Below are 20093 nucleotides of genomic sequence, written 5' to 3'. Positions count from 1 at the left end.
CGAAACGGGCCAAAAGGGCCGAACTGCCACGGTGGCCGGATGCCGGCCGTGGCGTCCTTCGAGCCGCATGGCTCTCCAGACCGGCGGCCACTACGCCGTTGGCCGCCGAAATGCAAGGAGAATGGGGCCGTTCAGGGAAGGACCGCAGCGGCCTTCCCGGCGATGGCCACGGCAGCGGCGATCGCCTCGTCACGGCCCAGTTCCGAGGTGTCGAGAACGACGGCGTCGTCGGCGGCGACAAGCGGGGCGTCCTTGCGGTTGCGGTCGCGTTCGTCGCGGGCGGCGAGATCGGCCTCGATCTCTTCAAGGGAGACCGTGCGGCCCTGCGCCTGCATCTCCAGGAAGCGGCGCTGGGCGCGGGCGGCGACGGATGCGACGACGAAGAGTTTCACCCCCGCTTCCGGCGCGATCACGGTGCCGATGTCGCGGCCGTCAAGCACGGCGCCGCCGGCCTGCGTGGCGAAGCTGCGCTGGCGTTCGAAAAGGGCCTGGCGCACGGCGGGGTGCACCGAGACGCGGCTTGCCAGCCCGCCGGTGGCTTCGGAGCGCAGTTCGGGGTCTTCGAGCAGCCCGTCGGCGAATGTGCAGGCGGCAAGCGCGGCAGCAGGGTCGTCAGGATTGCCGCCATCGAGGAAGCACTGCCGCCCCACCGCGCGATAAAGCAGCCCGGTATCGAGGTGAGGCAGCCCGAAGTGGCGGGAAAGGGCCTTGGCGATAGTGCCTTTGCCCGAGGCGGTGGGTCCGTCTACGGCGATGATCATGGCTGGCTTCATGGCCGCTGGCAGGGATCAGTGCAAGGTCGTGTCGTCCGACGGGCGCAACCGCTTGCGGCGTGACAGCAGAGCCTTCAGGAGGCCGCATCCGGCGATCACCGCCCAGAGCGATTCCATCGCGATCGAGGGCAGGTTCACGTTCACCATTAGCGAGATCAGCAGCAGCACCGCGCCGGCAAGGTTGAGCCCGTGCTGGAGGTAGCGGTTCGGCCTGTCCTCATAAGTGACGTAGGCATAGGCGAGAATGCAGCAGGCCGTTCCCAGGAAGCCGAGGACGTTGCTGAGCGTTTCCGGCAGTTCGAGGATCATGCAGGCTCCCGGCCGAATAGCGGAAGGCGGCATCGCGCCGCCTCCTTTAGCCAAATGCGCCTATCCGGCGAGCGTTGCCAGAAGTTCCTCGAAATTGGGGAAGCTGGTGGCGATCGGGCGGGTGTCGTCGACTTCGACGCCGTCCCGGCTGCCGAGGCCCGCGATCGCCATGGACATGGCGATGCGATGGTCGAGATGCGTCGTGACCCGGGCATCGCCCGTCGTGCCGGGCAGGGGCGCGCCGCCGGTGCCGGTGATGACGAGGCCGTCCTCGCGCTCCTCGATCCCGGCGCCGGCCAGCGTGAGCGCGGCGGCCATGGCGGAGAGCCGGTCCGATTCCTTCACGCGCAGTTCGTCGAGTCCGCTTGTCACGGTAACACCCTCGGCCAGCGCGGCGGCGACGAAGAGGACCGGGAACTCGTCGATCATGGCGGGGGCGACGGCGGGATCCACTTCGATGCCCTTGAGGGCCGAGTGCTTCACCAGCAGGTCCGCGACCGGTTCGCCGCCCACTTCGCGCTCGTCCAGGAATTCGATCTGGCCACCCATCTGGCGCAGCACTTCGACAAGGCCGGCGCGGGTGGGGTTGAGGCCGACGTTCTCGATCACGATCTCGCTGCCCGGCGTGACCAGTGCGGCGACGATGAAGAACGCCGCGGACGAAGGGTCGCCCGGAACGTCGATGATCTGCGGCTTGAGTTCGGCCTCGCCCTTGAGCGTGATGATGCGGGTGCCGTCGGCCTCCACGGTCACGGTGAGGTCGGCGCCGAAGCCCTTGAGCATGCGTTCGGAGTGGTCGCGCGTGGGGACCGGCTCGATCACGGTGGTGATTCCCGGCGTGTTGAGGCCGGCCAGCAGCACGGCGCTCTTTACCTGGGCGGAGGCGACCGGCAGGCGGTAGGTGATCGGCACGGCGGGCGAGGCGCCGCGCACGATCAGCGGCAGGCGGCCGCCTTCGCTCGCCTCGAAGCTCGCGCCCATTTCCGAGAGCGGATCGATCACGCGGCCCATCGGGCGCTTGGAGAGCGAGGCATCGCCGGTGAAGCTGACATGGATCGGGTGGCTGGCCACGAGGCCCATCAGCAGGCGGGTGGAGGTGCCGGAATTGCCCATGTCGAGCGGACCTTCAGGCTGGAGCAGGGCGCCGACGCCCACGCCGTTCACCCGCCACTCGCCTTCGCCGATGCGCTCCACGCTGGCGCCCATCGCGCGCATGGCTGCGGCGGTCGCCAGCACGTCCTCGCCTTCGAGCAGGCCGGTCACGCGGGTTTCGCCCACGGCCAGTGCGCCCAGCATGATCGAGCGGTGGCTGATCGACTTGTCGCCCGGCACGCGGATGCGTCCTTTCAGCGGTCCTGCGGGCAGGAAACGGCGGGGGCGCATGGCGGTGGTGGTGTCGTGGCTCACGGCAAGGCTTCTTTCGAGGCTGGAAGGGGCGCAAAATCGCGGGGCTTTTGACAGCGGGTGCGGCCTATGGCAAGGCGCGCGCCCTGATGCGACCCGCGCGCTTGATCCCGCATGCTTGATTTTGCGCGCCGGCCCTCCCATCAAGACACGGAATTCACGCCTGCGCCTTTCGGACGGGCCATTATTGAGGACATTTCATGGCAAAGCCTGAATGGGGCGCCAAGCACGGCTGCCCGAAATGCGGCACCCGCTTCTACGACCTGGGCAAGGATGACCCGGTTACCTGCATCGAGTGCGGTAATTCCTGGCAGCCGGAACCGGTTCTGAAGTCGAAGCAGCCGATTCCCTATGAGGAAATCCAGAAGAAGGAAGTCGTCGAGACCGAGGATTCGGATCTCGCCGAAGACGATCTGGACATCGACGACGACGGCGATTCGCCGGACAACGACGTCGATCTCGGCGGCGATGACGATCTCGGCATCGGCGCGGGCGACGACGACGGCGACCGGGACGAGTAAGTCTCGAACGCATCGGTTCAGGAAAGGGCGCGCAGCTTCGGCTGTCGCGCCCTTTCTCTTTATCGGGTCCGATCCGAAAAATGACAGGTCGGTGAAAATTTCCTCTTGTCAGCCCGGCGAACCCAATCTAGAGGGCGGCCTCCCAAGCGGAGGCGCAAGCCGATGCGAGGGAACGGACCGAACCCCCCGGGGCTGGTCCGCTGAAATGATTGGGGCCTTAGCTCAGCTGGGAGAGCGCCTGCATGGCATGCAGGAGGTCAGCGGTTCGATCCCGCTAGGCTCCACCATTTCATCATTGCAGTTTCGCGGGAACGCGACACGCTGGCTGACGAGGTTTCGTCCGCCGGCGTTTTTCGCATAACGTCCCGTCACGCCGGTCAGCGAGGTTTCGCCCACCGGCGTTTTTGGCGTTCTGGCTGGCCCGATGGCCGGCCAACAGTGGAGTTAGGCATGTTCGACAGCCTTTCGGATCGTCTCGGTGGCGTTTTCGACAAGCTGCGCGGTCGCGGCGCGCTCAAGGAGCAGGACGTTCGCGATGCCATGCGCGAAGTGCGCATCGCGCTGCTCGAAGCCGATGTCGCGCTCCCCGTCGTGCGCCGCTTCATCGACCAGGTTACCGAAAAGGCCGTTGGCCAGTCGGTGCTGCGCTCGGTCACGCCGGGCCAGCAGGTCGTCAAGATCGTCAACGATGCCCTGATCGAGATGCTCGGCGGCGAAGAGACCGCTGAACTCGATCTCAATGCCGCGCCCCCGGTCGTCATCATGATGGTCGGCCTTCAGGGCTCGGGCAAGACCACCAGCACCGCCAAGATCGCCCGTCTCCTCCGCGAGAAGCAGGGCAAGAAGGTTCTGATGGCCTCGCTGGACGTCAACCGTCCGGCCGCGCAGGAACAGCTTCGCGTCCTTGGCGAGCAGGTTGGCGTCGCCACCCTGCCGATCATCGCCGGCCAGCAGCCGACCGAGATCGCCACCCGTGCGATGCAGTCCGCCAAGCTCCAGGCCGTCGACGTGCTGATGCTCGATACCGCGGGCCGCCTGCATGTCGACACGCAGCTCATGGACGAGATGAAGGCGGTTGCCGCCATCTCGAACCCCCGTGAAACGCTGCTCGTGGTCGACTCGCTGACGGGTCAGGACGCGGTCAACGTCGCGCAGTCGTTCTCCGGCGAAGTCGATCTTACCGGCGTCGTGCTCACCCGCATGGATGGTGACGCGCGCGGCGGTGCGGCGCTGTCGATGCGGGCCGTCACCGGCAAGCCGATCAAGTTCGCGGGCACCGGCGAGAAGATGGAGGCCCTCGAGGTCTTCCACCCGAGCCGCGTCGCCAACCGCATCCTCGGCATGGGCGACATCGTCTCCATCGTCGAGAAGGCCGCCGAAGCGGTCAAGATCGAGGACGCCGAAGCGCTGGCGAAGCGCATGGAGCAGGGGAAGTTCGACATGAACGACCTGCGCATGCAGCTTGGCCAGATGCAGAAGATGGGCGGCCTCGGCGCGCTGGCAGGCATGATGCCGGGCATGAAGAAGGCCAAGGCGGCGATGCAGGCCTCGGGCATGGACGACCGCGTGTTGCTGCGCATGGACGCGATCATCGGTTCGATGACGCAGAAGGAGCGCGCCAACCCCGCGCTGCTCAATGCCAAGCGCAAGATCCGCGTCGCCAACGGTTCGGGCACCCAGGTGCAGGATGTGAACAAGATCCTGAAGATGCACCAGGAAATGTCCAAGGCCATGAAGCAGATCAAGAAGATGGGCGGCCTCAAGGGGCTGGCCGCGATGTTCGGCAAGGGCGGCCTCGATGCCGCCATGCCGGGCCTTGGCGGCCAGGGCCTCGGTCCCGGCGCGGCGGGCCTTCCCGGCCTCGGCGCCGGCGGTCCCGATCTCGGCAAGTTTCTGAAAAAGTAATTTTTGAAGATTTGAAGGAAAGGTAGAGCAATGTCCGTTTCGATCCGTCTGTCGCGCGGTGGCGCGAAGAAGCGTCCTTACTACAAGATCGTCGTCTCCAACTCGCGCGCTCCGCGCGACGGCAAGTATCTTGAGCAGGTCGGCACCTACAACCCGGTCCTCGCCAAGGAAGACGAGAACCGCGTGCGTCTGGTCGAAGACCGCGTTCGCTACTGGCTCGGCGTTGGCGCACAGCCGACCGACCGCGTTGCCCGCCTGCTCGACAAGGCCGGCATCAAGGAACGCGCCGCCACCGTGAACCCGAACAAGGCTGAGCCGGGCAAGAAGGCCAAGGACCGCGCCGAGGAAAAGGCCGAGAAGCTGCGCGAAGCTGAAGAAGCCGCTGCTGCGGCAGCTGCTGCTCCGGTCGAGGAAGCTCCGGCTGAAGCAGCTGCTGAGGAATCGACCGAAGCCTAAGCTTCAGGTTCGAATCCACAATGGCTGGTCAAGACCGCCCCGTCACGCTTGCTGCCGTTACCGGCGCGCACGGCGTGACGGGCGAGGTTCGCCTCAAGCTGTTCGGTGAAGGCGTGGCCGCGCTCAAGCGCTACCGCGCCTTCAACGATTCCACCCTGACGCTCGCCAAGCTGCGCGACGACGGCAAGGGCGGCGCGATCGCTCGCTTCGAGGAAGTGACCGACCGCAACGCCGCCGAAAAGCTGCGCGGTACCGCGCTCACCGTTCCGCGCTCGCAAATGCCGGAACTGGGCGAGGGCGAGTATTACCACGCCGACCTGCTCGGCCTGCGCGCCGTTTCGGACGCGGGCGAGGAGCTTGGCATCTGCATCGCGATCGACAACTTCGGTGCCGGCGATGTGATCGAGATCGAGCGTCCGGTGGGCGAGGGCGAAGATGGTGCCAAAAGCGCCAGAAGCCGCCGCTTCATGGTGCCGATGAACGAAACCGCCGTTCCCGAATGGGATCATGAGCGGATCGTGATTGCCGCCGCCTTCGCGGATGAGTGATTTCCTCGTGGGGCTGGCGGCGATAACGATCATCGCCAATCTGCCCTGCGTTGCGCTCCTGCTGCTTCTACGCCGGATAGCCCCGCGCATGCATGGCCTGCTGCGCGGGGCTGTTGCCGTTCTGGCGGGTGCGGTCGTGGTAGCCGGGGCCATGGTTCTTCTGGGCGAACCGGAGGCTTTCCAGGCCGGCGTGCTTCATGCTTTCGCGTCGCTGCTTCCGGCACTTTTCATCGGAGGTGGCGTCTGCTTGCCCGCCACCCTCTATCTGGCGCGTCGCTGGCGTCATGAGGGCGCGGCGCATCTTCCTGCCATTTTCGACTAGCGGTCAGGGCGCGGGCTGTTCGGCCTGACCGGCTTGTGTCGTCGGCGCGGCGCTGCCGAGCGCGAAACTGCCCGCGACAGTGGCGCCCAGCATGCCGATAAGCACAAAGGCGATAAGCCCGGCTTTTGGCATGCGCCGTCCGCTCATCCCCACTGCCACTCTTGCAAGGCCATCGTTCACATCGTTCGAAAAGCGGGTGTGACACTGGTTCCACTGCCGCATGAAGTGTTCGTCCTGCATGGCATGCATCCTTGTTGCGAAGGCCGTGAGATGAACCTGCCGGAGCAGGAGCGCCAACAAGACGATTGGCATGGAGTATAAGGCAAGCTTATGATCTGCGCATGGACCGCCTTCCGCCCCTGACCGCTATCCGTGCCTTCGAAGCGGCTGGCCGGCACGAGAACTTCTCGCGCGCGGCCGAAGAACTGGGCATGACCCAGGCCGCCATCAGCTATCAGATCCGCCAACTGGAGGACCGGGTCGGCCGCGCGCTTTTCGTGCGCGGCAAGGGGCGGGTCCGGCTTTCGGAGGCGGGGCTTCGCCTGCTTCCCACGATAAGCGCGGCTTTTGGCGGCATGGCGGAAGCCTTCGCGGCCATCCGCGAGGAAGATCACGAAGTCCTGTCCATAACCTCGCTCACCTCGATCGGCGGGGCCTGGCTGGGCGCGCGGATCGGGCGGTTCCAGTTGCGCCATCCCGATATCGCGGTGCGATTGTCGCTGTCGAACGATGTGATCGACCTTTCCGCGTCCTCGTTCGATGTCGCGATTCGGGCAGGGAAGGGCAACTGGCCGGGAATGCGCTCGGAATTCCTGTTCCGGCAGCACCTGGCGCCGATGTGTTCGCCCACCTTCCTCGAAATGCACGCCATCCGCCGCCCTGAAGACCTGCTCAGGGTCGAGCGCCTGACGCCCGACGATCCGTGGTGGTCTGCCTGGTTCGAAGCGGCCGGGGTGGATGCGCCGCCGCTCCAGCGCGGGGGGATGTACATGGACAACCAGTTGCCCGAGGCCAGCGTGGTGATGAGCGGGTTCGGGGTGGCGCTGATGTCGCCCTTGTTCTGGCGTGCGGAAATGGCGAGCGGTCGCCTCGTCCAGCCTTTCGGGACGCTCTACATGCCGGGCAATTCGCACTGGCTGGTCCATCCGGACGGTCGTGTGGGCCTGCGCAAGATCGAGCGGCTGCGCGAATGGCTGCGGGAAGAGGTCGCCGCGGACAAGGGAAGCCTCCCGGCGGAAGTATGGGAGCCGTTCTGAGCCACTTTTCGGCCGCAGCCCCTTGTCGCGGGGGCCGATTTGGGCTTTGCCGCGCGCATGACTTTCAACGCCACCGTTCTCACCCTCTATCCCGAGATGTTCCCCGGCTCGCTGGGCCTGTCGCTGGCCGGGCGCGGGCTGGCCGAGGGCAAGTGGTCGATCGATGCGGTGCATATCCGCGATTTCGCGAAGGACAAGCACCGCACGGTTGACGATACGCCCGCCGGGGGCGGGGCGGGAATGGTGCTCAAGGTGGATATCCTGGCCGCCGCCATCGACCATGCACGTTCGATCAATCCCGATGCGCCGATCATCGCGATGACCCCGCGCGGCAAGCCGATCTCGCAGGCCCGCGTGCGCGCGCTCGCGGACGGTCCCGGTGTCATCGTCCTGTGCGGAAGGTTCGAGGGTTTCGACGAGCGGATCTTCGAAGGCCGGCAGGTCGAGGAGATGTCCGTCGGCGACGCGGTGCTTTCCGGGGGTGAACCCGCGGCAATCCTGCTGCTTGACGCTTGCATTCGCCTGCTTCCCGGCGTAATGGGCGCGGCTTCCAGCGGGACCGAGGAATCGTTCGAGGACGGTCTTCTCGAATACCCGCAATATACCCGACCCACCGAGTGGGAAGGGCGCACGATCCCTGAAGTGCTGCGATCGGGGGATCATGCGAAAATCGCTGCCTGGCGGAAACAACAGGCGGCGGAGGATACACGGTCACGCAGGCCGGACCTTTGGGAACGTCACAGGGACGTTCGGGGCCAGTCTGCCTCTGGTGCGCGGCGCAAAAACGAGGATTTGGGTTCATGAACCTGATTCAGCAGATCGAGGCCGAGGAAATTGCCAAGGCCGCCAAGGATATCCCGACCTTCCGTCCGGGCGATACCGTCCGCGTCGGCGTGAAGGTTGTCGAAGGCACCCGTACCCGCGTCCAGGCTTACGAGGGCGTGTGCATCGCGCGCTCGAACCGTGGCATGGGTTCGAACTTCACCGTTCGCAAGATGAGCTTCGGTGAAGGCGTCGAGCGCGTATTCCCGCTCTACTCGCCGAACATCGATTCGATCACCGTGGTTCGCCACGGCGTCGTGCGTCGTGCGAAGCTGTACTACCTGCGTGGTCGTACCGGCAAGCGCGCCCGCATCGCCGAGCGCCGCGTCAACGACACCAAGGCGTAAGCCCTGGTCGATTGCCCGGCCCGAAAGGGGCGGGCAGCCTGAGAGGCGGTTCGATTTCGGACCGCCTTTTTTGCGCCTTGCGGCAGGTGGGCGCAGTTGCTTTTATTGCGCCATCTACTGAGCTGATTCCATTCGACGAATCGCTCGATATCGGCTCAGGAACGGCGCGTGGCATACGCGCAGTACCGTATCGGCTCGCTCGAAAGGGGGAGCAGATGCGCTGCATTCCATAATGCTGCATTGCACAATTCAGGAATCGTCATCTGAACGGCGGAAAAACGCGATAAACTGCCACTTTTGGCTCTGTTTAGGCTTTGACACCGCGCGCAAAACCCGCTCAATTCCGTCCCCGTCCAGAGGCGAATCCGAATATTCCCGTCACATCCGATTCAACTGAAAGGTTAGGGGGTACCCATAATGAACAAGAACGATCTCATCAGCGCCGTTGCCGACTCGAGCGGTCTTACCCGTAGCGATGCCACCAAGGCTGTCGAAAGCGTGTTCGACGCCATCACCGGCGCGCTGAAGGCCGGCGACGAAGTTCGCCTGGTCGGCTTCGGCACCTTCTCGGTCGCCAAGCGCAAGGCCTCGACCGGCCGCAACCCGCGCACCGGCGAACCGATGGAAATCAAGGCTTCGGCTCAGCCGAAGTTCAAGGCCGGCAAGGGCCTCAAGGACGCTGTCAACTAAGCATCCTTGCAGCCTGCTTCGCCTCGCAGGCTGATAAGATTACGCCGCGCCAACCTTCGGGTTGGCGCGGCGTTTTTCGTTTGAGGTCATGTCCTTGAAGTCATGACTTTTCGTAAAGCCGGAAGACGACCTGCCGGGCAGGCAGGCCATGGCCGGACCTTTCGGGCCCGGCCAATCCGCGTCAGGGCTTCAGCCTGACCAGCGCTGTCGGCGCTGCCGGTGTGCGGGGATCGACCTTCCAGAACAGCGATTTGCCGCCAGGAGCGGTCACGGCCCCCTCGTCGGTATTGTTGGCGAGGATTTCGCCGTCCGTGGTCAGCGTGAAGGTGCCGTCGGCCTGGGTATTGCCGTCGGCCATGTCACCGGCCTTGTCGTTGAGCGCACCGCTCATCATTGCGCCCATGGCCGACGAACCGCCTTGCGGGCCGAACGAAGGGGCATCCATGCGGACCGTGCCATCGCGGCGCAGCGAAAGCTGGACGAAATGGTTGCTCATCGCGAAGCCTTCGATGGTCGGGAAGGCGAAGTCATGGTCGAGCCTTCCGGCGATGGCGAAGTCCACGTCGAACCTGCCGTCGCCCATGTAGGTAACCTTGTTCCATCCGGTCTGCCGGCGCAGCTTCTCGGCGATTTGCTCCCCTGCCTTGGGATCGCTCGGATCGAGCCCGCCCAGCAGCATCTGGGCGGCCTGGGCGTCGCTCTTCTTCTTTTCCTTGCTGGAGCTTTCCCAGTCGGTCTTTTGCTGGGCGAGTTCTTCGTCCGTGCACGCGCGATCGTTATAGTCGTCGTCGTGGCAGGTCTCCGGCTCGAACACGGCCGGTTTGGATGACTGGAGCGGCACCATCACTATCTCGCCGGTGTAGCGGAAGGCGAAGCTGCGATCCTTGCGCAAGTCCAGGGTGGAGGTGAACTTGCCGGGCGCGAAGATGCAGGCCGCCGCAAGCAGGGCGAGGGCGGTAACGCCCAGCCCGGCGAGAAGGCGGCGTCCCGGAGGACGCCGTTCGATTCGGTTCATGATGAGTGCCCTCTCGATTTCGGATTATTCGGACCGCGTGGCGACGGCATAGAGGGCGATGGCTGCCGCATTGCTGACGTTGAGGCTTTCCATGGCCTCGCTGATGGGCAGCTTGGCGATCGAATCGCAGTGCTGGACGATGTTGTGGCGCATGCCGTCCCCCTCGGCGCCGAGCACGAGGGCGACGGGGCCGGTCGGCAGGGCCTGGCCGAGTGTGGATTCTGCGGCGCCGTCAAGTCCGATGCGCCAGTACCCGGCTTCGGCGATCTCTTCGAGCGCGCGCGCAAGGTTCACCACGCGGACCCAGGGCAGGGTTTCGAGCGCACCCGAGGCGCTCTTGGCCAAGGTGCCCGATTCCGGGGGCGCATGGCGGTCCTGGGTAACGATTGCGCAGGCATTGAAGGCTGCCGCGGAGCGCATGATGGCGCCGACGTTGTGCGGGTCGGTCACCTGGTCGAGCACGATCACGGGCCGCGACGGATCGCCGTCGAGCACGTCGTCGATGAAGATGTCGTCGAGCGGCGTGCATTCGAGCACGAGGCCCTGATGCGGGGCGTCCCGGGCGACGAGGCGGGCGAGGTCGGCGGGCTGTGCCCATTCCACCGGGAAGTCGGCAGGCAGTTCGCCGTCGAGCGCTTCCACGCCCTCGCGAGTCGCCCAGAGCTTGCGGTGGTTGCGATTCGGGTTCTTCAGCGCGGCTTCTACCGCGTGCCGGCCCCAGAGCCGGATCATGCCCGTGCTCGCTCGCCCGCTGCCACGGCCGTTCTTCATCCGGCCCGCGCGGCCGCGCAGCGCCTTTCCGGAGCGTCCGCCTTCGCGGTCGCCTTCTTGCCGGTCGCTACGATTGGTCATGAAAATTGTCCTTATTCGAAAAAACTATGCCGCTCCTGCCATTCCCCCCATTGACAGGCAAGGCCGGGTTCTACATAGGCGCGCTCCTCGGCAGCGAGGCTCTGACTTCAGGGCTTCAACACAACGGGTCTTTCGAGAGTTTGACCCCCGCCATAACTGGTGTGGACAGGTGGCCGAGTGGTTAAAGGCAGCAGACTGTAAATCTGCCCGTGCAAGCGTACGCTGGTTCGAATCCAGCCCTGTCCACCACCGGTTTCCTCAACAGGACATTCCCTTCGGGGTGCGGCTGACCAGGTTTTGCCTTTGCCGGCAACGCCGCTTCAAGCGTCCTGTCGCGCTTTTCGCCGAAAACTATCCCCCGCCGTCTTTCCGACAATCCCGTTGAATGGGAACATGGCTCGCTTCCCGGCATTGCGGGAGCGGTGGACACTGACTAGAGGATGGTGATGCCCGGAGAAATTCTTGATAATCAGGGACGCGGCGAAGCGTCCTGGAACTGGCCCTCCATCCATGGCGAGGGTCGCAAGTTCGGCGCCATCGCCGCAGCTATCGCGCTGTTCGGATGGATCGTTTTCGGTCCGTGGGTGGGATGGCCGCTGGCGGTCCTGACGCTGTGCGTGCTGGCCTTCTTCCGCGATCCCGTCCGCGTTACGCCGCAGGATGATCGCTATATCGTCGCTCCGGCCGACGGCCTGGTCACGCTCATCGGCAAGGTATCGCCGCCCCGTGAGCTGACGGTGGAGGATGGCAGCGGTTCGGAACCGATGTCGACCGAACCGGTCACTCGCATCTCGATCTTCATGAGCGTGTTCGACGTTCACATCAATCGCACGCCCATTGGCGGCACGGTGCGCCGGGTGATCTACATTCCCGGCCGGTTCGTAAACGCCGATCTCGACAAGGCGAGTGAAGAAAACGAGCGCCAGCACATCCTGGTGGAGCGCGGCGACGGGCTTCGCATCTGCTTCACGCAGATTGCCGGTCTGGTTGCGCGCCGCATCGTTCCCTTCGTGAAGCCGGGCGACATGCTTGCCGCCGGTCAGCGCATGGGCCTGATCCGTTTCGGTAGCCGTGTGGATGTCTACCTTCCCGCTGGAACCGAGCCCAAGGTGCTCATGGGGCAGAAGATCGTGGCCGGCGAAACGATTCTCGCCGAACTCGGCTCCGCGCCCGTGATCGAGGGTATCGCCCAGTGAACGATGGGCCTGCGATCGATGAAGCCGGGATCGACGAGACCGGCGATCTCGACGCCGCAGGCCCGCGTGCGCGCGGCCGGATGGCGGCAGCCGGGCTTCCGATGCGCGTCTTCGTGCCCAACGCCATCACCGCTGCCGCGCTTTGCTCGGGATTGACCGGCATTCGCTTCGCCATCGGCGGCGACTACGAGCGAGCGGTTCAGGCCATCATCCTTGCCGGCCTGCTTGACGGCATAGACGGCCGCGCGGCGCGCCTGCTCAAGGCCCAGACCCGCTTCGGTGCCGAACTGGACAGTCTGGCGGATTCGATCTCGTTCGGCGTTGCGCCGGCGCTGATCGTCTATCTCTGGACCCTGCACCAGCTTCCCAGCCTTGGCTGGATCGCGGCGCTGGCGTTTGCGATCTGCTGCGTGTTGCGGCTCGCACGTTTCAATTCCCGGCTTGACGAGCAGGACCAGCCTCACAAGCAGGCAGGTTTCCTGACCGGTGTTCCCGCGCCGCTGGGCGCCGGGCTCGCGTTCCTGCCGATGTACTTGTGGATCGCCAGCGGAATTTCCGAATTCGCCAATCCCGTCGCGGTGAGCGTGTGGATGGTGCTGGTCGCTTTCCTGATGATTTCCAGCCTGCCTACGCTCAGTTGGGCAAAGATGCGGCCTCCGCCCAGTCTGCGTCTTGGCGTTCTTGCGCTGGTCGGCCTGACAGTGGCCGCGCTGCTGACCGAGCCCTGGTTCACGCTGGCCGTGATCACCATCGCCTATATCCTGCTGATTCCCGTAGGAATCGCCAGCTACGCGAAGGTCAGGCGGCGAGTTCCCCGGTAGTCCATTCGCCTTCCGCGCGCTCCGTGGAGGGCCATTCTAAACCCGGCGTCCACTGGGTACGGCGGATGCGGGTCATGCGGTCCTTCCTGAGGATTGCGAGCGTGGGCAGGGGCACCCGCTCCACCATCTTCCATTCCAGCATCACCGTTTCGGGGCATTGGCGCAGTGCCGTGCGCAGCCCGCGAACCGTATCGGCATGGCGAAGCCAGTTCGACCAGATGACGTGGGCGGAAACCAGCGCGGCTACAACGAAGAGACAGGCGGCAAATGCAGTCATGATCGTTCCTTTCGAACCATCGTCCACATTCTCTGCCCAGCCTGTGGAGAGCTTGTGGAAAACCGAGAATCGTTCTATCAATGTTCCTGTGATGACGTTGTTCTCAATTTGTTCTCATGCTGTCAAGCGTAAAGGCATGACCTGCGAGGAGGCTTCTGCCCAGGGCTTGGCTCGGTTCCCGAAAGTCGCCGCATGAGCGAGGAAACCCGCGTCAGCCTTGGCGAACTCGAAGGATTGCGCGAATGGTGCGCGGCCAACCAGTTCGAGATCGAGATCATCGACGACAGCGAACTGGTGCTTAACGATCAGGAAGCGGGAAGCGTCTGGTCGGTGTTCTGCGTGGATGGCTGGATCCAGGTGAAGGGGCTGGTGCTGGACGATGTCGAACCGGGACCCGCGCTATGCCTGACTCTGGCTAGGCTGCACGACCGCCTGCTGGGGTGCCGGTTCTCGGTGGATTCGCAGCATGGGCTTGTCATCATCGTCGACCTGATGCCGTCCTGCCGGTCTTCGGCGGCGATTGCGGAGGCGGTGATGCAGATGCAGGCGATCATCGATCATACGAGCCCGCTGCTGGATGAGGTGATCGAGACCGAAATGGCTGCGGATGATCGCACGATCGATCAGGCATTCGGGCTGGAAGGTTCGCGGCGACTGCACTGAGCCGCAGTTCGCACTCTGTCCGTTTTTGAGGCGACGAATTATGCTGCGGTGCGTTCTCGCACCGGGCGCTGCGGATGGTGCGGTGCCGGTTTGGAGCGGATAGGGCGCCGGTTGCGGCGAACAGCGCGGGCGGTGCTGTCATGCGTGGTGGAGCGGCGCTCGAACGTGGACCATTCGATGTCGCCGGATGCGGCTGCGATGTGGGAAGCCCGATGAAGGGCACGGATCGCGGGGAGGGCGCTGCGATAGGTGCCCCAGATCGCCCTGATCGCAACGCAGGCGCCGATCGCGAATAGGATGGGTGGAAGGAGGCTCATGGCATGTGTCCTGCTTCGCGCCCTGCCCCCTGGGCGCATTGAACGAAAGTCCCCGGCTCTTCTCCTGCGAAAGCGGAAACCTCTGCCTTTCCGCGTCAGTGGATATAACAGGGATTACCCTGTGGAAAAACGGTGGAAGGCGTTTGGTTTCCGCCAGTTGCATCGGAAGCGGAGGTGTCTGCGACGAGATGCCTTTGCGGAACGGCGGAACGCGATCGAATTGAGGCTGGATTTTCTCCGGCAACGGCGCTAAGGGCGGCCCCGCTCGAGGGACGATACCGAATTCGCGGTATCTGGCGAATCGGGCAATCCACATGGAAAGCGCACATACCGGTGCCTTGGTGTCATGGGTTCGTCCCACGCCTGGTTCCTGCTTTCCAGAGGCCTAACCGGAAAGGAATTACCTATGGCGGCTCCTGTCGTCTCCATGCAGCAGCTCATCGAAGCCGGCGCTCACTTCGGCCACCAGACCCACCGCTGGAACCCGCGGATGAAGCCGTACATCTTCGGCGCCCGCAACGGCATCCACATCATCGACCTTTCGCAGACCGTGCCGCTGTTCGCGCGCGCTCTCGAGTTCGTGCAGGCCACTGTCCAGGCCGGCGGCAAGGTGCTCTTCGTCGGCACCAAGCGCCAGGCTCAGGAGCCCATCGCACAGGCCGCCCGCGCTTGCGGTCAGCACTACGTCAACCACCGCTGGCTGGGCGGCATGCTCACCAACTGGAAGACGATCTCGGGTTCGATCAAGCGCTTCAAGGCTCTTGAAGAGCAGCTTTCGGGCGACACCACCGGCCTGACCAAGAAGGAAGTCCTTCAGCTCACCCGCGAGCGTGACAAGCTTGAGCTTTCGCTCGGTGGCATCCGCGACATGGGCGGCATTCCGGACGTGATGTTCGTGATCGACGCCAACAAGGAAGACCTGGCCATCAAGGAAGCCAACGTCCTTGGTATTCCGGTCGTTGCCGTGCTCGACACCAACGTGAACCCGCAGGGCATCTCGTTCCCGATCCCGGGTAACGACGACGCCAGCCGCGCCGTGCGCCTGTACTGCGACGCCGTCGCCCAGGCCGCGACCAAGGGTGGCCGTGACGCGCTGGTCAACAGCGGTGCCGATCTCGGCGCCATGGAAGTGCCGGTTGCCGAGGAAGCAGTCGAGGCCTGATAGGTCCGGCGACGACTTTTCGTCATGGAATTGTCGCGCGCCGGGTCCAATGGGCCTGGCGCGCGTTCCATTTCCGGGTCGCAGGGCGACCTGGGCATTTTAAAGGCCGTGAAATGCGGCCCCACCAAGCAAGAGGATTTGAGCGATGGCTTACACCGCCGCTGACGTGAAGAACCTGCGCGAGCGCACCGGCGCCGGCATGATGGACTGCAAGAAGGCCCTCGACGAGACCGGTGGCGATCTCGAAGCCGCCGTTGACGCGCTGCGCGCTCGCGGTCTGGCCGCTGCCGCCAAGAAGTCGAGCCGCACGGCTGCCGAAGGTCTGGTCGGCGTTGCCGTCACCGGCACCAAGGGCGTTGCCGTCGAAGTGAACTCGGAAACGGACTTCGTTGCGAAGAACGACCAGTTCCAGGACTTCGTCCGCAAGACCACCGAAGTCGCCCTCGGCGTTGCCGGTGACGACGTGGAAGCGCTCAAGGCCGCTGCCTACCCGAACGGTGGCACCGTTGGCGACGCGCTGACCAACAACGTTGCGACCATCGGCGAGAACCAGCAGGTTCGCCGCCTGAAGACCGTCGAAGTCGCTCAGGGCCTCGTCGTTCCCTACATGCACAACGCTGCTGCGCCGAACCTCGGCAAGATCGGCGTGCTCGTCGCTCTCGAATCGGAAGCTTCGGCTGACGTTCTCGAAGCGCTCGGCAAGCAGATCGCGATGCACATCGCCGCTGCCTTCCCGCTGGCCCTCAACGCCGACGACCTCGACGCCGAGCTGATCGCGCGCGAGCGCAAGATCGCCGAAGAAAAGGCCGCGGAATCGGGCAAGCCCGAAGCCGTGCAGGCCAAGATGGTCGACGGTGCGATCGCCAAGTACGCCAAGGAAAACGCTCTGCTCTCGCAGGTCTTCGTCATGGACAACAAGACCCCGATCCAGCAGGTCGTCGACCAGGCCGGCAAGGAAGCCGGCGCCAAGATCGTGCTGAAGGACTATGTCCGCTTCCAGCTCGGCGAAGGCATCGAGAAGGAAGTCACCGACTTCGCAGCCGAAGTGGCTGCCGCTGTCGCCGGCTGATCCTTCGCGGATACCGAGATAAGAAAAGGGCCGGGGAGCGTTGGCTTCCCGGCCCTTTTTCTATGCGTGCCGTAGCGCCGGATCAGTACGCAGCGGTGAAGCGCGCGCGGCTGTGGTTGTGGGCTTCCAGTTCGTCCACCATGGCGATGGCGTAGTCGGCGAAGCTGATCTTGCTCTCGCCCGCTTCGTCCGTGACGAGCTGGTCGGTGCCGGGGCGATAGGAGCCGGTGCGCGGGCCTTCGAAGATCAGCGCTGCGGGCGAGAAGAACGTCCAGTCCACGTCGTCCGTCTTTCTCAGGGCGTCGAGGAAGGTGATGCCGCCCATGGCAAAGGGCTTCCATTCCTCGGGGAAGTCGGGCGAATCGATGAGGCGCTTGCCGGGCGCCACTTCGAGACTGGCGGCGCCGCCGGTGACCAGCAGGCGCGAAACTCCGGCCTTGCGGATTGCGGAAAGCAAGGTTTCGGCCGGAACGTCGAAGTGCAGGGCGCTGATCACGGCGTCGCTACCGGCGATGAGCGCCGCGAGGGCTTCGGGGTCTGCGGCGTCGCCGGCTTCGGCGGTTACGCCCGGAGCAGCGGCGATCTTTTCGGGATTGCGCGCGATGGCGAGCACTTCATGGCCGCGTGCGGCGGCTTCTTTGACGATTTCCGATCCGGCGCGGCCGCTGGCGCCGAGGACTGCGATCTTCATTACGATTACTCCACTAGTTTCCAATAGTGACCAAGTGTGGCATGGGGTGCGCCTATGCAAGAAGGCACTTTCATCGCACCGGGTTACCCGGAGGAAACCGGCGGCAGGCAGCCGGACGTCTATGCCGCGAATTGTCCGACCCGGCAGCTGCTCGACCGTATTGCCGATAAGTGGAGCGTGCTGATTTTGACGACGCTTGGCGGGGGCCAGATGCGCTTCAATGCGCTCAAGCGCCGGATCGACGGAATCTCGCAGAAGATGCTGAGCCAGACCTTACGTTCGCTGGAGCGGGACGGGCTGGTCGCGCGTCATGTCGTGCCGACTGTGCCTGTCACCGTCAGTTATGCGATCACGCCGCTTGGCAGCGAACTTATCGAGGCGCTTCAGGCAATGATCGACTGGGCCGAGCGACGCATGGCGATGGTGGGAGAAGCGCAGTGTGCCTATGATACACGAGAGCGGGAACGACTGATCGGAGCGTGAGGCTTCAGTAAATTTTCCTGAACTTCCAGCCCGTCAAGCGCAGCATTAATTCGCCTGTGCGGCGTGCCCTGTTCTTTTCCGGGGCCCAGTAATTGCCAAAGTGATAGCCATTGGCGTCACGTTTTTCGAAAAGCCATTCGGATCCGTCGATTCCGACCTTGCCGCATTCGACGCTGCGGAATTCGAACAGCATTGTCTCGGCCGATGCCTGCCTGATTTTAACCAGTTCATCCGGCTGCAAGGGGCGATGGATCTGTCGGCCGATCTTGCCGGGCTCATAGCCCCCTGAGCCTGAAAGTTCTACGGCGTCCAGTCGGCCGCCCTCCGCGTCGAAAGTTACACGCACGACCACCGGATGATGGAAAGTGGGCAGCCACGTAAATCGAAACTGTTCTTGTTCAGTCCGATCGGACAATGAGGCCGAAGCCAAGGATGGCTCCCCCGCTGCGGCGAGGGCATCGGAATACCATTCTCTTTCAAAAGGCGAGAATAGCGGTAAGCAGTGACGATTGCATTGCAGGCCCAGCGATGTCCATTCTTTAGGAAAATAGCCACGCGTTTCGCGCGTGAGAAGGGCCGGATCGTCAGGCCGCAGTTCGGGCTTGCAGGTAGCCGGTTGTTCGCTGCCTGATGATGGCAATGATTCATATTGCGTTGGCGGAGCATCGCCCCTCAAACTGACGAATATCGTCATCGCCGCAAGACAGGAAAGGTGATGCCGAGCAATATACGAAGTCCCCATAGTGTTTTTCTTGCCTATCATCTTAGGCAAGTCAAACTGGGGCCTTTTCTGCGGGTCGCCCGCGCTCATCCACAAGCTCGCCCCTTGGCAATCCGCGCGCGCGCTCCTAAAGCCGGGCGGTCCTGCCCAGAGGAGATTGTGCGGCCATGAGTTCTTCCCCCTACAAGCGCGTCCTTCTCAAACTGTCGGGCGAGGTCTTGATGGGGAGCCAGCAGTTCGGGATCGACCCCGATTTCGTCGCTGAACTCGCCAGGGAAGTGAAGGCGGCCAAGGAGACCGGGCTGGAGATCTGCCTTGTCATCGGCGGCGGCAATATCTTCCGCGGCATGGCCGGTGCCGCGCGCGGCATGGACCGTGCGCAGGCCGACTACATGGGCATGCTGGCCACTGTCATGAATGCGCTCGCGATGCAGAACGCGCTTGAGCAGCTGGGCGTGGAAACCCGCGTGCAGTCCGCCGTCCAGATGGATCAGGTCTGCGAGCCGGTGATCCGCCGTCGCGCCGAGCGTCACCTCGAAAAGGGCCGCGTGGTGATCTTCGCCGCCGGCGTGGGCGCACCCTATTTCACGACCGATTCGGGCGCTGCCCTGCGCGCCGCCGAAATGCGCTGCGACGCCCTGCTCAAGGGCACCAGCGTGGACGGCGTCTACGACAGCGATCCCAAGACCAATCCCGACGCGAAGCGTTATGATTCGGTCGACTACGACACCGTCCTTGCCGACAACCTGAAGGTGATGGACGCCTCCGCCGTGGCCCTGTGCCGCGACAACTCAATCCCGATCGTCGTGTTCTCGATCCGCGAGAAGGGCAATCTTGCCACTGTTCTCGCGGGTGGCGGCATCAAGACGGTCGTCCAGAAAGGAGCCTGATTCATGGCCAAGTACGACAAGGCGGACCTCGAGCGCCGCATGATGGGCGCCATCGACGCGCTCAAGCACGATCTCTCGGGCCTGCGCACCGGCCGCGCCAATACGGCGCTGCTCGAACCGATCATGGTCACCGTCTACGGCGCGAACACGCCGATCACCCAGGTCGCCACGATTTCGGCGCCCGAGCCGCGCATGCTTTCGGTGCAGGTGTGGGACAAGTCGAACATCGGCCCCGTCGAAAAGGCGATCCGCTCGGCCGGTCTCGGCCTCAACCCGATCAGCGACGGCAACACCCTGCGCCTGCCCATTCCCGACCTGACCGAGGAACGCCGCAAGGAACTGGCCAAGCTCGCCAGCTCCTATGCCGAAAAGGCGCGCGTCGCCGTGCGCAACGTGCGCCGTGACGGTATCGAGAACCTGAAGGCGGACGAGAAGAAGAAGGAAATCTCGGAAGACGAGCGCAAGCGCGGCGAAACCGAAGTCCAGAAGCTGACCGACGATATCATCAAGCAGCTCGACGAGGAATTCGGCCGCAAGGAGAAGGAAATCCTCGGCAAGTGAGGCCTTGCGGTCCGCTTGGAGG

At 64.2% G+C, this 20093-nt stretch carries 27 protein-coding genes and 2 tRNA genes; 19 read left to right on the top strand and 10 right to left on the bottom strand.

What is annotated here, in order from left to right; genetic code table 11:
• Positions 1-131: 131 nt before the first annotated feature.
• Genes ACXJ16_RS08100 through aroA form a run of 3 tightly spaced genes read right to left on the bottom strand, consistent with a single transcriptional unit; the run spans position 132 to position 2465 of the window.
• A complete protein-coding gene (locus tag ACXJ16_RS08100) occupies positions 132-761 on the bottom strand; it encodes a (d)CMP kinase (RefSeq protein ID WP_185997789.1) in 630 nt (209 codons plus the stop codon).
• Between the two features lie 27 nt (positions 762-788).
• The gene (locus ACXJ16_RS08095) at positions 789-1082 is read right to left on the bottom strand and encodes a CBU_0592 family membrane protein (protein WP_054439780.1); all 294 of its coding nucleotides are present in this window, start codon (positions 1080-1082) and stop codon (positions 789-791) included.
• A 60-nt stretch (positions 1083-1142) separates the two neighbouring features.
• Entirely contained in the window at positions 1143-2465 is a 1323-nt protein-coding gene (gene aroA / locus ACXJ16_RS08090) for a 3-phosphoshikimate 1-carboxyvinyltransferase (protein ID WP_463921772.1), read from the bottom strand.
• 221 nt (positions 2466-2686) lie between these two features.
• On the opposite strand from aroA, the gene ACXJ16_RS08085 reads away from it, so the two are divergent.
• The 6 genes from ACXJ16_RS08085 to ACXJ16_RS08060 all read left to right on the top strand — a co-directional run bounded on the left by ACXJ16_RS08085 (position 2687) and on the right by ACXJ16_RS08060 (position 6238).
• A complete protein-coding gene (locus ACXJ16_RS08085; protein ID WP_054439779.1) occupies positions 2687-3007 on the top strand; it encodes a TIGR02300 family protein in 321 nt (106 codons plus the stop codon).
• A gap of 211 nt (positions 3008-3218) precedes the next feature.
• Positions 3219-3294: transfer RNA gene (locus ACXJ16_RS08080), tRNA-Ala, on the top strand.
• A gap of 163 nt (positions 3295-3457) precedes the next feature.
• Positions 3458-4912, top strand: a complete 1455-nt coding sequence (gene ffh, locus ACXJ16_RS08075; RefSeq protein ID WP_185997788.1) for a signal recognition particle protein — start codon at positions 3458-3460, stop codon at positions 4910-4912.
• 30 nt (positions 4913-4942) lie between these two features.
• The gene (gene rpsP, locus ACXJ16_RS08070; protein ID WP_463920355.1) at positions 4943-5368 is read left to right on the top strand and encodes a 30S ribosomal protein S16; all 426 of its coding nucleotides are present in this window, start codon (positions 4943-4945) and stop codon (positions 5366-5368) included.
• A gap of 20 nt (positions 5369-5388) precedes the next feature.
• Complete coding sequence (gene rimM / locus ACXJ16_RS08065) at positions 5389-5916, top strand: ribosome maturation factor RimM (protein WP_185997786.1); 528 nt, start codon at positions 5389-5391, stop codon at positions 5914-5916.
• Entirely contained in the window at positions 5909-6238 is a 330-nt protein-coding gene (locus ACXJ16_RS08060) for a hypothetical protein (RefSeq protein WP_463920353.1), read from the top strand. The genes rimM and ACXJ16_RS08060 overlap by 8 nt, the downstream gene beginning before the upstream one ends.
• 3 nt (positions 6239-6241) lie before the next feature.
• Here ACXJ16_RS08060 and ACXJ16_RS08055 read toward each other — a convergent pair whose 3' ends face one another.
• The gene (locus tag ACXJ16_RS08055) at positions 6242-6478 is read right to left on the bottom strand and encodes a hypothetical protein (protein WP_463920351.1); all 237 of its coding nucleotides are present in this window, start codon (positions 6476-6478) and stop codon (positions 6242-6244) included.
• A 101-nt stretch (positions 6479-6579) separates the two neighbouring features.
• On the opposite strand from ACXJ16_RS08055, the gene ACXJ16_RS08050 reads away from it, so the two are divergent.
• The 4 genes from ACXJ16_RS08050 to ACXJ16_RS08035 all read left to right on the top strand — a co-directional run bounded on the left by ACXJ16_RS08050 (position 6580) and on the right by ACXJ16_RS08035 (position 9353).
• Entirely contained in the window at positions 6580-7494 is a 915-nt protein-coding gene (locus tag ACXJ16_RS08050) for a LysR substrate-binding domain-containing protein (protein WP_463920350.1), read from the top strand.
• 57 nt (positions 7495-7551) lie between these two features.
• The gene (gene trmD / locus ACXJ16_RS08045; protein ID WP_054439882.1) at positions 7552-8298 is read left to right on the top strand and encodes a tRNA (guanosine(37)-N1)-methyltransferase TrmD; all 747 of its coding nucleotides are present in this window, start codon (positions 7552-7554) and stop codon (positions 8296-8298) included.
• The gene (gene rplS / locus ACXJ16_RS08040; protein WP_054439766.1) at positions 8295-8663 is read left to right on the top strand and encodes a 50S ribosomal protein L19; all 369 of its coding nucleotides are present in this window, start codon (positions 8295-8297) and stop codon (positions 8661-8663) included. The genes trmD and rplS overlap by 4 nt, the downstream gene beginning before the upstream one ends.
• Positions 8664-9080: 417 nt before the next feature.
• The gene (locus ACXJ16_RS08035; protein ID WP_054439764.1) at positions 9081-9353 is read left to right on the top strand and encodes an HU family DNA-binding protein; all 273 of its coding nucleotides are present in this window, start codon (positions 9081-9083) and stop codon (positions 9351-9353) included.
• Between the two features lie 181 nt (positions 9354-9534).
• On the opposite strand, the gene ACXJ16_RS08030 is transcribed toward ACXJ16_RS08035, so the two are convergent.
• Positions 9535-10368: a hypothetical protein gene (locus ACXJ16_RS08030; RefSeq protein ID WP_132469075.1), complete on the bottom strand. Its 834-nt coding sequence runs from the start codon at positions 10366-10368 to the stop codon at positions 9535-9537.
• A gap of 24 nt (positions 10369-10392) precedes the next feature.
• Complete coding sequence (rlmB, locus tag ACXJ16_RS08025) at positions 10393-11220, bottom strand: 23S rRNA (guanosine(2251)-2'-O)-methyltransferase RlmB (protein WP_054439760.1); 828 nt, start codon at positions 11218-11220, stop codon at positions 10393-10395.
• Positions 11221-11383: 163 nt separating this feature from the next.
• On the opposite strand from rlmB, the gene ACXJ16_RS08020 reads away from it, so the two are divergent.
• From ACXJ16_RS08020 to ACXJ16_RS08010, 3 genes are all read left to right on the top strand, one after another.
• A tRNA-Tyr gene (locus ACXJ16_RS08020) sits at positions 11384-11469 on the top strand.
• A gap of 197 nt (positions 11470-11666) precedes the next feature.
• Complete coding sequence (locus ACXJ16_RS08015) at positions 11667-12416, top strand: phosphatidylserine decarboxylase (RefSeq protein WP_054439880.1); 750 nt, start codon at positions 11667-11669, stop codon at positions 12414-12416.
• Between the two features lie 80 nt (positions 12417-12496).
• Positions 12497-13237 (top strand): CDP-alcohol phosphatidyltransferase family protein, encoded by a 741-nt coding sequence (locus tag ACXJ16_RS08010; RefSeq protein WP_454797828.1) that lies wholly within the window; start codon positions 12497-12499, stop codon positions 13235-13237.
• On the opposite strand, the gene ACXJ16_RS08005 is transcribed toward ACXJ16_RS08010, so the two are convergent.
• The gene (locus tag ACXJ16_RS08005) at positions 13215-13514 is read right to left on the bottom strand and encodes a hypothetical protein (protein ID WP_132469076.1); all 300 of its coding nucleotides are present in this window, start codon (positions 13512-13514) and stop codon (positions 13215-13217) included. The two genes, ACXJ16_RS08010 and ACXJ16_RS08005, sit on opposite strands and share 23 nt — an antisense overlap.
• A 192-nt stretch (positions 13515-13706) precedes the next feature.
• Between ACXJ16_RS08005 and ACXJ16_RS08000 the strand changes: the two genes are divergently transcribed.
• Positions 13707-14177, top strand: coding sequence for a hypothetical protein (locus tag ACXJ16_RS08000; RefSeq protein ID WP_463920347.1), 471 nt, complete (start codon positions 13707-13709; stop codon positions 14175-14177).
• Positions 14178-14215: 38 nt separating this feature from the next.
• Here the strand turns inward: ACXJ16_RS08000 and ACXJ16_RS07995 are convergent, their stop codons facing one another.
• A complete protein-coding gene (locus ACXJ16_RS07995; RefSeq protein ID WP_054439752.1) occupies positions 14216-14494 on the bottom strand; it encodes a hypothetical protein in 279 nt (92 codons plus the stop codon).
• Between the two features lie 406 nt (positions 14495-14900).
• Between ACXJ16_RS07995 and rpsB the strand changes: the two genes are divergently transcribed.
• Both rpsB and tsf read left to right on the top strand, forming a co-directional pair.
• Positions 14901-15656 (top strand): 30S ribosomal protein S2, encoded by a 756-nt coding sequence (gene rpsB / locus ACXJ16_RS07990; RefSeq protein ID WP_054439750.1) that lies wholly within the window; start codon positions 14901-14903, stop codon positions 15654-15656.
• A gap of 145 nt (positions 15657-15801) precedes the next feature.
• Entirely contained in the window at positions 15802-16725 is a 924-nt protein-coding gene (gene tsf, locus ACXJ16_RS07985) for a translation elongation factor Ts (RefSeq protein ID WP_054439749.1), read from the top strand.
• 82 nt (positions 16726-16807) lie between these two features.
• Here tsf and ACXJ16_RS07980 read toward each other — a convergent pair whose 3' ends face one another.
• A complete protein-coding gene (locus tag ACXJ16_RS07980; protein WP_197283093.1) occupies positions 16808-17416 on the bottom strand; it encodes an NAD(P)-dependent oxidoreductase in 609 nt (202 codons plus the stop codon).
• Between the two features lie 54 nt (positions 17417-17470).
• Between ACXJ16_RS07980 and ACXJ16_RS07975 the strand changes: the two genes are divergently transcribed.
• Positions 17471-17899 carry a winged helix-turn-helix transcriptional regulator gene (locus ACXJ16_RS07975; protein ID WP_324698697.1) on the top strand — a complete coding sequence of 143 codons (429 nt, stop codon included), beginning with the start codon at positions 17471-17473 and terminating at the stop codon, positions 17897-17899.
• A gap of 4 nt (positions 17900-17903) precedes the next feature.
• On the opposite strand, the gene ACXJ16_RS07970 is transcribed toward ACXJ16_RS07975, so the two are convergent.
• Positions 17904-18710, bottom strand: a complete 807-nt coding sequence (locus ACXJ16_RS07970; protein WP_324698698.1) for a hypothetical protein — start codon at positions 18708-18710, stop codon at positions 17904-17906.
• 77 nt (positions 18711-18787) lie between these two features.
• Here ACXJ16_RS07970 and pyrH point away from each other — a divergent pair, with 77 nt between their 5' ends.
• Positions 18788-19510, top strand: coding sequence for a UMP kinase (pyrH, locus tag ACXJ16_RS07965; protein ID WP_054439743.1), 723 nt, complete (start codon positions 18788-18790; stop codon positions 19508-19510).
• 3 nt (positions 19511-19513) lie between these two features.
• Complete coding sequence (gene frr / locus ACXJ16_RS07960) at positions 19514-20071, top strand: ribosome recycling factor (protein WP_132469079.1); 558 nt, start codon at positions 19514-19516, stop codon at positions 20069-20071.
• The last annotated feature ends 22 nt before the right edge of the window (positions 20072-20093 follow it).

It is taken from the genome of Novosphingobium sp. TK71 (assembly GCF_055361505.1).
Note: the sequence above shows the minus strand (reverse complement) of the source record. Positions and strands in the feature narration are given on the sequence as shown.

Bases quoted from the DNA above. Each gene is read 5' to 3' on its own strand.
- ACXJ16_RS08100 (WP_185997789.1), bottom strand. From the start codon at position 761: ATGATCATCGCCGTAGACGGACCCACCGCCTCGGGCAAAGGCACTATC.
- ACXJ16_RS08095 (WP_054439780.1), bottom strand. From the start codon at position 1,082: ATGATCCTCGAACTGCCGGAAACGCTCAGCAACGTCCTCGGCTTCCTG.
- aroA (WP_463921772.1), bottom strand. From the start codon at position 2,465: ATGCGCCCCCGCCGTTTCCTGCCCGCAGGACCGCTGAAAGGACGCATC.
- ACXJ16_RS08085 (WP_054439779.1), top strand. From the start codon at position 2,687: ATGGCAAAGCCTGAATGGGGCGCCAAGCACGGCTGCCCGAAATGCGGC.
- ffh (WP_185997788.1), top strand. From the start codon at position 3,458: ATGTTCGACAGCCTTTCGGATCGTCTCGGTGGCGTTTTCGACAAGCTG.
- rpsP (WP_463920355.1), top strand. From the start codon at position 4,943: ATGTCCGTTTCGATCCGTCTGTCGCGCGGTGGCGCGAAGAAGCGTCCT.
- rimM (WP_185997786.1), top strand. From the start codon at position 5,389: ATGGCTGGTCAAGACCGCCCCGTCACGCTTGCTGCCGTTACCGGCGCG.
- ACXJ16_RS08060 (WP_463920353.1), top strand. From the start codon at position 5,909: ATGAGTGATTTCCTCGTGGGGCTGGCGGCGATAACGATCATCGCCAAT.
- ACXJ16_RS08055 (WP_463920351.1), bottom strand. From the start codon at position 6,478: ATGCAGGACGAACACTTCATGCGGCAGTGGAACCAGTGTCACACCCGC.
- ACXJ16_RS08050 (WP_463920350.1), top strand. From the start codon at position 6,580: ATGGACCGCCTTCCGCCCCTGACCGCTATCCGTGCCTTCGAAGCGGCT.
- trmD (WP_054439882.1), top strand. From the start codon at position 7,552: ATGACTTTCAACGCCACCGTTCTCACCCTCTATCCCGAGATGTTCCCC.
- rplS (WP_054439766.1), top strand. From the start codon at position 8,295: ATGAACCTGATTCAGCAGATCGAGGCCGAGGAAATTGCCAAGGCCGCC.
- ACXJ16_RS08035 (WP_054439764.1), top strand. From the start codon at position 9,081: ATGAACAAGAACGATCTCATCAGCGCCGTTGCCGACTCGAGCGGTCTT.
- ACXJ16_RS08030 (WP_132469075.1), bottom strand. From the start codon at position 10,368: ATGAACCGAATCGAACGGCGTCCTCCGGGACGCCGCCTTCTCGCCGGG.
- rlmB (WP_054439760.1), bottom strand. From the start codon at position 11,220: ATGACCAATCGTAGCGACCGGCAAGAAGGCGACCGCGAAGGCGGACGC.
- ACXJ16_RS08015 (WP_054439880.1), top strand. From the start codon at position 11,667: ATGCCCGGAGAAATTCTTGATAATCAGGGACGCGGCGAAGCGTCCTGG.
- ACXJ16_RS08010 (WP_454797828.1), top strand. From the start codon at position 12,497: ATGGCGGCAGCCGGGCTTCCGATGCGCGTCTTCGTGCCCAACGCCATC.
- ACXJ16_RS08005 (WP_132469076.1), bottom strand. From the start codon at position 13,514: ATGACTGCATTTGCCGCCTGTCTCTTCGTTGTAGCCGCGCTGGTTTCC.
- ACXJ16_RS08000 (WP_463920347.1), top strand. From the start codon at position 13,707: ATGAGCGAGGAAACCCGCGTCAGCCTTGGCGAACTCGAAGGATTGCGC.
- ACXJ16_RS07995 (WP_054439752.1), bottom strand. From the start codon at position 14,494: ATGAGCCTCCTTCCACCCATCCTATTCGCGATCGGCGCCTGCGTTGCG.
- rpsB (WP_054439750.1), top strand. From the start codon at position 14,901: ATGGCGGCTCCTGTCGTCTCCATGCAGCAGCTCATCGAAGCCGGCGCT.
- tsf (WP_054439749.1), top strand. From the start codon at position 15,802: ATGGCTTACACCGCCGCTGACGTGAAGAACCTGCGCGAGCGCACCGGC.
- ACXJ16_RS07980 (WP_197283093.1), bottom strand. From the start codon at position 17,416: ATGAAGATCGCAGTCCTCGGCGCCAGCGGCCGCGCCGGATCGGAAATC.
- ACXJ16_RS07975 (WP_324698697.1), top strand. From the start codon at position 17,471: ATGCAAGAAGGCACTTTCATCGCACCGGGTTACCCGGAGGAAACCGGC.
- ACXJ16_RS07970 (WP_324698698.1), bottom strand. From the start codon at position 18,710: ATGAGCGCGGGCGACCCGCAGAAAAGGCCCCAGTTTGACTTGCCTAAG.
- pyrH (WP_054439743.1), top strand. From the start codon at position 18,788: ATGAGTTCTTCCCCCTACAAGCGCGTCCTTCTCAAACTGTCGGGCGAG.
- frr (WP_132469079.1), top strand. From the start codon at position 19,514: ATGGCCAAGTACGACAAGGCGGACCTCGAGCGCCGCATGATGGGCGCC.